The organism is Rhodococcus sp. 2H158 (genome assembly GCF_053764755.1).
Window position 1 is genome coordinate 1 of the sequence record NZ_JBSNCE010000036.1, and the last position, 12877, is coordinate 12877.

Below are 12877 nucleotides of genomic sequence, written 5' to 3' on the forward strand. Positions count from 1 at the left end.
TCTTCTACGAGTGGTTCAAACAACCCACCTTCACCGACGCCGCCGGACGCGCCCTCGACCTCGCCCAGGCCAACTGCTCGGTCTCCGCCGCCGGGGTGCTGCGCGGCATCCACTACGCCGACGTCCCACCCGGGCAGGCCAAGTACGTCACCTGCCCGGCCGGCGCGGTGCTCGACGTCGCCGTCGACCTGCGCGTCGGCTCCCCCACCTTCGGACAGTGGGACGCGGTGCTGCTCGACGACGTCGACCGCCGCGCGATCTACCTCCCCGAAGGCCTCGGCCACGCCTTCTGCTCCCTGGCCGACGGCTCCACCGTCGTCTACCTCTGCTCGACCACCTACAACCCCGACCGCGAACACGAGATCGACCCCCTCGACCCGCAGATCGGCATCGACTGGCCCACCACCGGCCGCGACGGGCAACCGCTGCACCACCAGCTCTCCGCCAAGGACCGGGCGGCCCCCTCCCTGGCCGACGCCGTCGCAGCAGGGTCGCTGCCGCACCGCCATATGCAAGGACAGGGGAACAATTCCTGATGTTCAACAGGTGGCAGACCTCGTGCCCGTAGTTCTTGATTCAAGCGCCCATTATCGCTCACGCATCAGAGCGTTTGTCGAATCGAGCAGACCGAGAATGGGAGCCAATTTGCCGACTGAGAGAGTCAGAGTAGGCGTACTTGGTGCCACTGTCGCCACCGCAGCCACTTTCCTGGGATACACTGCAGCATCGAATTCGACCCTCGTAGGTATTGTGCTGCTCGCCGTCGTCGGTGCCGCAATATTTGTATACCGACCCGACTGGCTTGCCCCGGTGACCATCGTTCTAGGATGTGCTGCGCTTCCCGCAGGTTTGACGCCAAGTTTCAGTTTTGGCGGCTTCACCTTCCCGGCATATGAAATCGCATTGTTTGCCGCACTCATGGCAGCATTGCGTATCAGTATCAATAGGTGGACCAGGTTTAATCTTGGCCTGCTGGCGACATGGCTACTGATTGGTGTGGGAAGTGCGATCCTAACGGGCAACCTGAGCGTTCACACGATCGGCGATCTGCGAAATCTGGGCCAGCTCTTTATGGCGCTGATGGTCGCCGCTACAGTGATTAACACACCGGACGCTGAGCGATGTGCCGTTGTAATGAAATGGGTCCTTTGGGGCTCTGTCGTGCTCATCTTGACTGCATCCACAGCGGGGATTGCTCTGGCGGGCAGGTCCGAGCAGGCAGCCTTGGTTGGCGAATCGGCCGAAGCGACCAGGTACCTTACAGCCGCCACTTATCCCGCACTCGCCACGCTCTGCATCTGCGTCGCACTTGCAGTGCTGGGAGCTGTGCCATTCCGGGCGACGTGGTCATGGACGCTGCCGTCGATTCTCATCCTTTTTCTAGCCTTCTCCCGAAACCACATCCTTGGCATCGCGATCACTGTAATCGCCGCATTGGTCGCCCTCAGGAGTCTGAACGCAGCATTTGCGGCCGCCGCGCGGATTGCCCTGGGAGGCATAACCATAGGAGCCTTCGCCTTCCTCGCTGCAAGCCCTGCGATGTCCGACTTGCCGGGAATGAAGTGGGTCACGGTGCAGGTAAACAGCTATTCGGCGCGTGTGGTTGAAGGCGTCAATTCGGATACCCTACAACGAGATCCATCGGCGTTGTTCAGGCAGGAAGAGAACGACCTTCTCAGGCAATCCGTATATGAAGCGCCCGTCTTCGGCCACGGTTTCGGCTACGCGTACAAGCCGCCGGCCGGCGGGCGCGGTACATGGATGTACGAACAAGCGCCGTACTATGCTCACAACTTCTACCTGTGGGCGACTGCAAAGACAGGAATCGTCGGATTAATTCTGTTTGGGGCCGCTACCGTAATTCCTGTTCTTATACCGATATTGCGAACCAGCAGTGCATCCCGCCTCGCCTCCGGAATCTCTGCCGCTGCCCTAGGCTTTTTCGCTATATCGTTCGTCGCCCCGATGCCTCTCGGCTCGCCCACAGCTGCGATATTGGGAGCAATGGTTGGATGCGTGTGTGGTCTACAGCGCGCAGAAAACTGGAGCAAACCGGCATCATTTCGATACCCTAGCCAAGGCGGAAGCGGAGACGCACTTTGTGTCCGCCAACCGGAACCCGCCCAAAGTTCAGGGCAGAGTTGAACGTGGCGCGCCAGGCGTCCATATGCATTGAAACGCCCAGCTAATGGACCGAAATTGTAGTCGAGAGGAACAAAGATGGCATTGGTCATCAGGGGCCGCGCCGCCTCACTGTTGCGCGGGTCAGTTAAAACAGGTAGTGCTGCTCGCTACGATGCGCATGCATGCAATTTTCAATGGTGCCACGAAGAGCTGGCCGGGTTCCTTCAATGAGCTTTTCAGTCGTCCTAAAGAAGATATGGCCTGGAACCGGCCGCGACCTCGCCTTGAACTTCCTTGTTGCATCACCGATAGTACCGAGGCCAGCTCGGTGGCGACTGTTGCGCGCCATAGGGATGGATATAGAACGAAGCACCATTTCTTCCGGTGTTTGGTTCGGAAGTCGGCGGGTGAGCATTGGAACTGGAACATTCGTCAACTACGGATGCAGGTTCAACACATCGGCTCGGATCAAGATTGGTCGAAACTGCGATATCGGGATGGATGTACTCTTCGTAACTAGCACGCACGACATCGGCCGCACTAACCGGAGAGCCGGGAGGCCGATCGCCAAATCGATTTCGGTAGGTAACGGGGTATGGATTGGCGCTCGATCGGTACTGTTACCGGGGGTCGTTATCGGTGACGGATCGATAGTCGCGGCTGGTGCGGTCGTCACAGCGAACGTTCCGGCGAACACCGTCGTGGCGGGCGTCCCAGCCCGCCCCATGCGAAATCTGGACGACGCATAGGCGGCGCGGTATTGCGCGTGCGCATTGGACGTGCCGTCCGAAGACGGTCACACACCAGATTGGCTTCCGAATCAACAGTCGGTATCTATCGGTGGCCGGACTCCACAGGCACACCTCGTAGATTCCTGTGAGGCAAAGGTATGTAGATGAAAGTACTTGTATTGTGGGCGGACGCAAGCTCACCGAACCTGGGCGTCCGGGCTCTTGCCGAGGGTGCAAAATCACTTGTTCACACTGTTTGGCCGACGGCATCTGTCGAATTTCAGAGTTTCGGTGCCGGAGCCGCGCCGATTCCGATCCGCGAGCGGACGCTGGTAAAGGAACAGTTCACGCGAACTTCGCCTCTCCGGTCGTGGTTGTCGGGTTACGACTTGGTCGTCGACATGAGGTGGGGCGACAGCTTCAGCGACATATATGGCGTGCGTCGATTGGCAGTCATGAGTGCCTTCGCCAGGCTTGTCCACGCGTGCGGAATTCCAATTGTAATGGGGCCGCAGACGATCGGGCCATTTAACAGCAAGCTGGGCCAGATGGTCGGAAAGGCTTCAGGCGGACTGGCGAACGGCATCATCGCCCGCGACGAGGCTAGTGCAGCGTACTGCACAGCGATAGGCCTAAATCGAGCCGTCCTAGCGACTGACGTAGTCTTCGCGATCCCCTCAATCAAAGCGCCGCCTATTAGGGACATCGCGATGAACGTATCCGGACTTCTATGGAACGAGAATTCGCATGTCGATTTTCTGCAATATCGCGAAACTGTTATTAACGTTTGTCGTCGATTAATCGACGAAGGACGCGAGTTGTCATTGTTTGCCCACGTGCTCGACAGCGAGAAGGCCGACAATGATGTGCCCTCGGTACAGGCGGCGGCGGACGCCATCGGTAAGCCGGTCGATGTCTTCATTCCAACCTCGTTGGCGGAAGTTCGAGATTTTGCTGCAGGTTCCAACCTATTACTCGGAGCCCGCATGCACGCGTGCTTGAACGGCCTTTCGGTGGGTACCCCGGCGATTGCCATGGCATATTCGCGAAAATTTGAGCCACTACTCAGAGGAATAGGGTGGCAATACACTGTCGACCTGAGATTTCCGGGCGATATGGCCGAGAGGATCCTGAGTCTTTGTCGGCGTGAAGATCAACTTCGAGATGAAATGCCGCAGCTAAGGTCCAACGTAGACGCCCACATGAAAAGAGCTGCTGAAGAGTTGGAGAGGAGCGCGGCATGTCGAGGTCATTGAAGAACGAAGTCGCGAAAGTAGTTGAAAGGGGGAACTGCTCCGGATGTGGGATGTGCTCCCAACTGAGCTCCAACATCAAAATGACGTTCAACGATGATGGCTACCTGAGACCGACTTGGGATGACGACGTCGCGATAGAGGTCGAGCCTCAGGCGGTGTCGGAATTCTCAAGGGCGTGCCCTGGCGTGACGGTCGAGGCGCGGTTAATCGAGGGTGGGTCCAGACACTCGATATTTGGACCTGTTATCTCGGCCTGGGAGGCATGGGCAATCGATCCTTCGATTCGACACTCAGGCAGCAGCGGCGGGACCCTGACCGCAATAGTGAGTTGGTTGCTGGACACCGGACAGTACACGTCCTCGGCGGGCGTTGTACAATCCCCCGCCGATGCACGCGTTTCCACCGCCGTGGCGCTTACCACAAAGGAGGAAGCGCTGAAATCTGCGGGCTCTCGTTATGCCCCGGTAGCGGCCGCGGGATGCTGCCGATTGGATAGCGCGAACGAGTCGATCTTTGTTGGCAAGCCCTGCGATGTTTCGGCAGTGAAGCAGCTTCTCGACGCCCGGGGTTCCGAACGACCATTACTCCTGTCCTTCTTCTGTGCAGGCACTCCGAGTCAAGTTGCCACGGAACGGCTAATTCAGCACCTCGGAATAGATACGAACGAGGAAAGAGTTGAATATCTGCGATATAGGGGTAACGGGTGGCCGGGCGACTTCACTGTCCGAACGGATGGCGGACGAACCGTAACCGCGAGCTACAACGATTCGTGGGGACGCTTTCTTGGACCGACTACTCAGTGGCGCTGCAAGATATGCCCTGACGGCATCGGAGAGAGCGCCGATATCACCGCTGGAGACTTCTGGCACGCCGACGGTCGGGGATATCCAGACTTCGGAGATAGGGAGGGAATAAGCGTGCTGGTGGCGCGAACCGCGCTGGGGGACAGTATTATCCGGCGCGCAATCTCGTCAGGTGTGTTGGGTGCTAAGCCCGCGGACCTCAGTCAAGTTGCGGCTGTGCAACCACTTCAGGTCAGACGACGAACCACACTGGCCGGTCGGATGGCCGGCGCAACCTTGGGTGGTCGTCGCCTACCCCGGTACCGCGGATTTCAGCTACTGCGGACTGCTCGCCTCGCGCCACTTCAGACGTTGCGCTCGGCTGTGGGGAGCTTTGTACGGGTGAGAAAAGAAGCAGAACGGCGGCCTGTGAAAGACCGCCGACGCAAGGTTAATGCGACATCAACAGCTTTTTCCGGAGCATCGGAGTAGGGGGCACTTTGAACGACATCGAGCCGGGTCGGCACATGCTTATTGCATCGACTGGAGGTCATCTTGCGCAACTAGTGAAGTGGTCCCAGGCAGTACAGAGTCGAGACGACTCTTTATGGATTACATTTGACAATCCTCAAAGTCGATCACTGCTTGCCGATAGGAACACGCTATTTGTCCCGTATATACCACCCAGGGGCGTGTCGAAGGCAGCGAAGGCGTTTGCTCATATGCAAAAAGAAATTGACTGGAAGGGTGGGGGATTCTCTGCGGCGGTCAGTACCGGGGCTGCCTTGGCGGTTCCTGGATTGCTGCTCGCACATGCACGCGGAGTTCCGTCTTTTTACATCGAAAGTGTGTCACGAGTTACCGGGCCCTCGCTCAGTGGTCGAATACTGTCCGCGCACCCAGGTGTCAAGCTATCGTGCCAATACAAGTCCTGGGCGGGCGGAAAATGGCATTATCGAGGTACAGTCCTCGACAGGTACGCCCGCATTGAAAGATCGATAGTGGATGATCCGCAGGTATTCGTGACGCTTGGAACGATTCAACCATATCGATTCGATGCATTAGTGGACGGTCTCTTGGCTACCGGACTTGTTAACGACAGAACTGTTTGGCAGCTTGGCTGCACCGGTCGATCCGATCTGCCCGGAGAAGTACACTCGGAGATGTCGAGCGTGGACTTCGACGCGGCCGCGCAGTCTGCCGATCTGGTTGTGACGCACGCGGGCGTGGGAACGATACTTCGACTCTTGGACCTAGGAATCTACCCGGTAGTAGTGCCCCGGCGGAAGTCGCATAACGAGCACGTCGACGACCATCAGCACCAGATTGCGGACGTAGTCGCCGAGCAAGCCATTGGTGCGGTAATGCCCCCAAATTTGATCACTCTTGAAGCGCTAATTGAAGCTACCGGCTTTTCTGTTCGTGGCCTGTGAACCCAGTTCGGTCCGCTGTGGTGTTCGGGTTGTGTCGAGGAAAAGCTGCATCTTGAAGGGACGTGGGTGCGGTGAAAGATGGATTGGTAGTCAGCTGGGTCCGATATCACGGCCGTTCGGCGGGCTTGTCGGAGGCCCTGGGTTATGAGCCGGCATTTATCGTTGATAGCTCTCGAATACTTGTTTGGAGGTACTTCAAGCAAGCATACGCAACGTGGAGGTTGGTTCGCGGTTCGCACTATCGGCAGGTAATAATTATGCTGCCCCCGTTCCCAGTTTTGATGATCGTTCTGGCTGCTACTAGCAAGAAGGTGTCGATAGTTGCGGATCTGCATACGGGATTCTTCCTCGATCCGAAGTGGAGATGGGCCCGGAAGTTATCGCTTCGAATGTTGCTGGGACATAAGGCAATCGTCACGAATATGCCATTGGCTGAAGTCTGTGAGTCCAGCGGTGTCCGCGCATTCGTGCTTCACGATATCTTGCACAGACCGACTGCGCCTGCGGGGGTAATAGAGCCTTCAGGAGCCAATCGCCATCCCACGCTGGTATGTCCGCTCGGATACGCTAATGACGAACCGATTGCAGAATTGATCGACGCAATTCGCAGAATGCCAGAGTTTCGTTTCATATTGACTGGACGTCCTCCTCAGTGGGTTCGCTCGGCCGTATCATCGAACGTAGAGTTCTCCGGATACCTTTCCAATGATGAGTACTGGCGTCTTATCGACGTGTCAGACGGAGTCGTTGCGCTTACGACACGAGATCTGACGATGCAGCGCGCCGGTTACGAGGCACTACTGTGCGGGAAGCCGCAGGTCACGGCCAACTTCGAAGTATTGCGTAGCTTCTATGAAGACGCGGCGGTGTACACGGATCCCGACTCGGATTCGATTGTCGCTGCGGTTCGAGCGATGGTGCATCAGATTCCCCGGCTACGTGAAAGGTGCGCCGTTGTGTTGGAAGAACGGCGAGCAGAACAGCGACGCGCACTACAAGTGCTAGCGGGCGATTGCCCGCCCACAGCGGTGGGCGGTGCAAAGTTCTCCCGCCTACACGGTGGCCGAGGTGCTTGACCGCCCCGCGGGTCTGGTTGTTACGCGCATCGCTGGCGCGCTTTTGGCCCTCCTCACCTCGCCGTTGATCGCCCGAGCAATTGGTCCCGAAGGCAGAGGCCTAACGGCTGCGGCTATGACAACGTTGATGATCGTGCCGATTGCAATGGGGCTCGGCCTACCATGGGCCGTACGCCAGAAGGCTGCCAACTCAGTGGATGTTGATTCGATTATTCGATCCGCGCGCTTGGTCTCAGTATTCTCAGTCATTCCGAGTCTCGCAGTCGGAGCAATTCTCGTTTTCACCCTGTTTGCGAATATGCCCGCTGGGGCGAATGCGTGGCTTATTGCCGGATTGGCGCTCACGCCGCTTGTAGTTCATCGAAATTCAATTGTCAGTGTCCTGGTGGTCCGCTCTGACTTTCGCCGAATATCCTGCATTAATATTGCGCAACCAGTTGTTTTTTTTGTCGTCATTCTTGGTCTTGCTTTTCTTAGTGCACTCACAGTTACGACCGTAGTCGCTGCTCAGACTGTAGCAATCGCTCTGGGTTTTTTGTTGACCGCGACGTTCCTCCCGGTGTCGTGGAGAGGCTCGAAGTACTCGATCCGTTCCCTAGTTCGAGAATCGATTGCGGCTTCTGGTGCGCAAATTTCAGAGATTGCATCATATCGACTGAACCAGCTAGTCCTGTTGCCGCTTATTGGAAGCGCGGCTCTCGGATTTTACGCTGTCGCTGTCAACGTCGCCCTCGCGCCGGCTCCGGTTGGTCAAGCAATTAGTTCCGCGGTCTTCAGCGATGTCGCTCGTGCCGTGAATACGGAGCGTCGAAATAAGGTCATTCTCGCGTTGCAGGCTTCGAGCTATTTGGGGGTAGTTATTGCGGTCATAATTTCGGCACTTTCGCCGGTGGTAATACCGTGGGCGTTTGGATCGGCCTTTGGTCCTGCGGTTCCCGCAACGATTGTGCTAGCCATTGGCTCGGTTTCTGTCATATGCAATTTCGTGTTGACATCGTCTTTGGTTGCAGACGGAAAATCGAGAGAAGCGAGTGCGGCTCAGTTCGTCGGCTTTGCCGGGGGTACGGTGCTATTGATTGCATTGAGCATGCCATTCGGTTTGATTGGTGCCTCTGTTGCGTCCGCGGCGGGTTTTTGGATCACCTCGGTGGTGGCGTCCAAAGCGCTTGGCATCGGACTGCTCGACTGGGTACCTCGGAGGCCAGCTGTGCGGGCCGCCTTCTCCATCCTGTTCTCGCGTGGCAAGTAATCGGTGCTGCGCGATTTCAAGCTTTGACTCGATAATGGGGTGAATTGCTTTGGCTAATGTGTCGCGCGAAATTTGTGTGGTGGTCGTCAACTACTACTCGTCGGGTCTGCTGACGCAACTACTTGAGAGTCTCGACCTCACGCCTCTTACGGCTCTTATGATCGTCGATAATTCCGACGATATGTGTGAATGGTCGAGAATTAAGTCGGCGGCGTCCCGCTTCGGCGTTGACTGCATTCAGATGTCGTCTAACCTGGGGTTCGGAGCCGGTGTCAACCGAGGTGTGAAGGCGTTGGACCCGAGTGACGAGTCGTATATCTGGATTCTAAACCCGGATACGGTCGTTCGCCCGGATACTGCGGTCGCTCTGATGACGGCCCTTTCTGACAGTGGAGCCGACATCGCGTCACCGTTGATCGTCACGGATCCGAGTGAGCGAGTGTGGTATGGCGGTGGAAATTTCGATTCGCGGCGTGGCCGGACTTGCCATTGGAGCGACGCGCCCGAGGTTATTACGGAGTGCACTTTTGTAACTGGCGCGGCTATGATGATTCGCGGATTGGCCTGGCGTCGACTGGGCGGATTTCGGGAAGATTTGTTCATGTATTGGGAAGATGCAGAATTGTGTATTCGTGCGCACCAACGCGGCATGAAGATGGTAATTGTCCCGTCGGTGGAGATTTGGCACGCGGTCGGCGGGACGGCCAATGATTCCGGCAAGAGTGCGCTCTACTATTTTTACATGCAGCGCAATCGAATCCTGATTCTTGGGGAATACTTCGGACTCCGCGGACTCGTTGGCGTTTTGGCCATCCTGGAAGCATTGCGAATTGGCGTTCGTCCGTTCCGCGAGGAATCGCAGCGAGTCCGCAAGTTCACGGCTTCCGCGCGAGGAATTGTGCATGGACTACGCCTATTGGCAGGAAGAAGCTCCGGGATTATGAGACGCCCTCGGGTCGGAGATGTGTAGGTCAGATCAGAGCAACTCTTGGTTCTATTGCCGTACGGCTGCCGATCTGGGGCGTTAATCTCTTGAATTTGGTCCTTCGCTCGATTCCATTGTTCGCGTGGTGTCCCAGTGCCGCAAGAGTTGTTGAAACTCTGCCGGCTCTTTTGTCCAAGGGTGGAGTTCGAGCAACTCGTCGCGGAGTTCGCCGGTGAGTCGCTGTCCGATTGGCCGGGCTGGGTTGCCGACTACAATGGCAAATGGTTCTACGTCCGAGGTGACGACTGAGCCAGCTCCGATGACGGCGCCAACACCGATCTTGCGGCACCCCGGCAGTATCGTGACGTTGGCCCCGACCCATGCGTCGTGTTCAATCTCGCATGGGGTCCTCTCGACATCTGCGCGATCGTCAACGTAGCCGAGTCGAGGATTGTACCAGAATGGATGCATGCTGGGCGCATCCAGTGGATGCGCCGCCCCGAATCTGCGAACGTTGGGCCCAATGGAAACGTACGAGCCGATCCGGGTGCAGCGATCGGCGTACCCCGGAGTGAGCAGAGAGCCATAGGAGTATGGACCAACTTCTACACCGTAGTGCTCCTCGAGGATGTATCGAAGCGTAGCAGAGTAGAACTCGCCGCCTTCGCGTTTGGAGATCCAGCTGAGAATCTTGGATCGCATTGGAATCCTTGTGTAGAACTTGCAGAATACTCTACCAATTGTGCTTTGTCGAAGTGTCCGGGGCTTCATTGTTTCTCCCAGTGGTTTCAAATGAGTGGTGATGTTCCTAGCGATGTTGCGCGATTCAAGGTTTACTTGTGTGAGAATTCCCTCGGCCGCAAGTGATCCGCGGGATCTTCGATGATTGGATAGATTGAATATGCTTGCTTGGACTCGCCATTTTAGCGTGTTGGTCGTGGAAGAAGATTACTAGATGAGGCCCGGAAGGGCTAAGTGTGGCACTTCTTCTCTGGTTGGCTGGAGTGAGGGGATAGGAGTGGAGACGACTGCGGTAGATTTGTTTCGTCCCCTGGTCTTCATGTGCTCGATTTTCGCTTCTGCTGCTTGGTGTCTCGCTCGACCGCATGTGGTTTCCGTTGCTGCCCTGGTTGTTTCGTCGTTCTTGTGGTTGCCATTCAACGGGCCACTCGAAGGTGAGGTTCTGTACACCTTGAATCCTGACCACGGCATTACCGAGGGAGATCTACTCTCCCTGTGCGGATTCGGCATCGCTCTTTGGGAGTCGGCCCGGTTGTGGTGGCGTCGTGGCAATAGAATCAGGGTCCGGCGTCGGTAATGATTCCGACGCTCAGCACGTAGGCACTTCCACGATAGCCTCGGGGGAGTCGACAAGTGGCTGAAAGGTAAGTCTTGCGGTTCCGTGCGAACTTGGCTCGGTTAGCTCGAAGATTATCTCCGCCGTGTGCCCCTGCTCGATTGGGAGTTGGACACTGTAGACGGGGTGCTTCATTTCAGCCCCGGTGAACTGCATTGCGGGCACGCCGTCCACCGTCACCCTCTCGAGGCGAGCGCGCTGGGTGGCCACTAGCGACAGATCGACCAGATTAGTGCCGAATGGTGCGCCCACCGGGTTGTCGAACATGCCGGCGACGTAGGTCGTGTGGCTACCCTCTGGAAGGTCGTTGGTTAGCCGTACAGTCACCGTCGACTCTCGGGTGTCCCCGTCGCACGACCCTGCGGTGTATTCGATTTCCCGCCGGAGGTAGTAGTCGAGCTTGTTTCCTCCGAGGTTGTTGACTACGACACCGGCGTATGGCGCAGGGTCGTCAGGGACCACGTGTCCCAGTTTTGTGCGCTCCAGAGTTTCCTGCTCTTGAGGATCGTCGCTCCACAACGCCAGGCGTCCTTCGCTCGCGGCGCGGCCGAGTGCCTCTAGAAGTGCCTGCGGCCTGCTGATGCTGCCCGTCATCTTCTGGACGACCGCCGATGCCACCCGTTCCAGGTATTGCTTGCGGGCCGCCTGGTTGTCGCCGAACCGCGAGTACGCCGTGGATTCGGTGAGTTCGACGACGTTGTCGGCGGTGATCTTCTCGCCGTCCGGCAACGTCACCGGGCCGACCACCTCGAGGACGTAGCTGAGCGCCACCGGATCGGTGGCGACCGCGCCGTCGACGCGCTCGCCGGACTCCTGCTGCCAGAGGGACTGCCAGATCTGCGCCGCGTATGGGAAGTGCGAACTGACGTTGCTGTTGCGGAAATCCACCGTCGGCCGGCTGTGCCCGTAGGTGCGGGCGAAGTCCGGTCCGAGGTCGATGGGCTGGTAGTTCGTCCGCAGTTCCCGGTTGCTCGCCAGGTCGTCGACCCGCACCGCACCATCGGCCGCGCGCACGATGCCGAACCCGCCGAGCAGGCCGCCCGTGCCCCGTGCCTCCGCGTTGGTCTGGAACCCGATGAAGTAGCTGCGCGGCCCGTCGGCGCCCAGCATGGCCGGCGCGATCTGCGCCGCGGTGGCCGTGTTGGCGAGCAAACCGGACAATTCGGCTGTCTGGTCCTGCAATTGGACGCGGGCGTCGTCGATCAGGTCGAGGTAGGTGCCGTCGATGTCCTGCGCCCGCGCGTCCAGTTCGGCGGCCGCCGCCGCGGTGGTCTCGAGAACGGGGGCGGCGTCGCGCAGTGCGGCGAGGTTGATGCGGGCGCCGTCGAGGATCAGCTGATCGGGGGAGACGGCCGAGCCGGCATCCACTGCAGGGACCAGGACATCCGATGTGAGTCCTGTCACAACGTCGCTCATCTGCTGGCTCGAGGCGAAGGGGCTGCCGATCCAGGGGATCGCCGCGGCGATGCTCCAGGGCAGCGAGTGGGTGGAGTCCTGGGCCTGCTTCGCGTACTTGTCGGCGTCGCCGGCGGTGCGCAGGGCCGTCTCGGTATCACCGGCCAGGAGAGCGTCTTTCGATCTGGTCGCGTACTCCCGTGCCTGTTCGAGGCTCGACTTTGCCTGCAGCCCTTCGTAAGCCAGCCATGCACCGAGGCTGACGACGACGACCGCTCCTGCGGTGCAACCGATCGCGACGGTCCGACGCTTGCGGCGCTCGGCGGCGATCTGCTCGTCGGTCTTGCGTCGGCGCACCTTGCGCCGCCGTGGTTCCGGCGAAAGTGACTCGTCGGTAACATCGTTCACGCGGTCAAACCCCCTTCGATTCCTCCGCGGCGACCATATCCGAGAAACCGGTCGGATGGTCGGTTCGAGTGGTGAGTAACGCTCAGGATCGTTAGGGTCGATGTATTCGACGGTGATGGATGCAGGGAGGCGTCCACGCCG

The 12877-nt window shown here is 58.3% G+C and carries 10 protein-coding genes; 9 read left to right on the forward strand and 1 reads right to left on the reverse strand.

Going from position 1 to position 12877, the window contains the following annotated elements; translation table 11 throughout:
• From ACWPOB_RS25585 to ACWPOB_RS25625, 9 genes are all read left to right on the forward strand, one after another.
• Window positions 1-536 (forward strand): dTDP-4-dehydrorhamnose 3,5-epimerase family protein (locus ACWPOB_RS25585; RefSeq protein ID WP_455402535.1); only part of this gene is annotated, 536 nt, incomplete at its 5' end.
• Window positions 537-810: 274 nt separating this feature from the next.
• Window positions 811-2145, forward strand: a complete 1335-nt coding sequence (locus tag ACWPOB_RS25590; RefSeq protein WP_455402536.1) for an O-antigen ligase family protein — start codon at window positions 811-813, stop codon at window positions 2143-2145.
• 476 nt (window positions 2146-2621) lie between these two features.
• Complete coding sequence (locus ACWPOB_RS25595; protein ID WP_455402556.1) at window positions 2622-2873, forward strand: DapH/DapD/GlmU-related protein; 252 nt, start codon at window positions 2622-2624, stop codon at window positions 2871-2873.
• Window positions 2874-3019: 146 nt separating this feature from the next.
• Window positions 3020-4111, forward strand: a complete 1092-nt coding sequence (locus ACWPOB_RS25600) for a polysaccharide pyruvyl transferase family protein (protein ID WP_455402537.1) — start codon at window positions 3020-3022, stop codon at window positions 4109-4111.
• An 80-nt stretch (window positions 4112-4191) separates the two neighbouring features.
• Complete coding sequence (locus tag ACWPOB_RS25605; RefSeq protein WP_455402557.1) at window positions 4192-5385, forward strand: Coenzyme F420 hydrogenase/dehydrogenase, beta subunit C-terminal domain; 1194 nt, start codon at window positions 4192-4194, stop codon at window positions 5383-5385.
• A gap of 200 nt (window positions 5386-5585) precedes the next feature.
• Window positions 5586-6326, forward strand: coding sequence for a glycosyltransferase (locus ACWPOB_RS25610; protein ID WP_455402538.1), 741 nt, complete (start codon window positions 5586-5588; stop codon window positions 6324-6326).
• A 422-nt stretch (window positions 6327-6748) separates the two neighbouring features.
• On the forward strand, window positions 6749-7402 hold the full coding sequence (locus ACWPOB_RS25615) for a glycosyltransferase family protein (RefSeq protein ID WP_455402558.1): 654 nt from the start codon (window positions 6749-6751) through the stop codon (window positions 7400-7402).
• Window positions 7386-8651: an oligosaccharide flippase family protein gene (locus ACWPOB_RS25620; RefSeq protein WP_455402539.1), complete on the forward strand. Its 1266-nt coding sequence runs from the start codon at window positions 7386-7388 to the stop codon at window positions 8649-8651. Before ACWPOB_RS25615 ends, ACWPOB_RS25620 begins: the two co-directional genes overlap by 17 nt.
• A gap of 79 nt (window positions 8652-8730) precedes the next feature.
• Window positions 8731-9621 (forward strand): glycosyltransferase family 2 protein, encoded by an 891-nt coding sequence (locus tag ACWPOB_RS25625; RefSeq protein WP_455402540.1) that lies wholly within the window; start codon window positions 8731-8733, stop codon window positions 9619-9621.
• Window positions 9622-10906: 1285 nt separating this feature from the next.
• On the opposite strand, the gene ACWPOB_RS25630 is transcribed toward ACWPOB_RS25625, so the two are convergent.
• The gene (locus ACWPOB_RS25630; RefSeq protein WP_455402541.1) at window positions 10907-12736 is read right to left on the reverse strand and encodes a DUF4012 domain-containing protein; all 1830 of its coding nucleotides are present in this window, start codon (window positions 12734-12736) and stop codon (window positions 10907-10909) included.
• Window positions 12737-12877: the final 141 nt, after the last annotated feature.

Bases quoted from the DNA above. Each gene is read 5' to 3' on its own strand.
- ACWPOB_RS25595 (WP_455402556.1), top strand. From the start codon at position 2,622: ATGGATGTACTCTTCGTAACTAGCACGCACGACATCGGCCGCACTAAC.
- ACWPOB_RS25600 (WP_455402537.1), top strand. From the start codon at position 3,020: ATGAAAGTACTTGTATTGTGGGCGGACGCAAGCTCACCGAACCTGGGC.
- ACWPOB_RS25605 (WP_455402557.1), top strand. From the start codon at position 4,192: ATGACGTTCAACGATGATGGCTACCTGAGACCGACTTGGGATGACGAC.
- ACWPOB_RS25615 (WP_455402558.1), top strand. From the start codon at position 6,749: ATGCCATTGGCTGAAGTCTGTGAGTCCAGCGGTGTCCGCGCATTCGTG.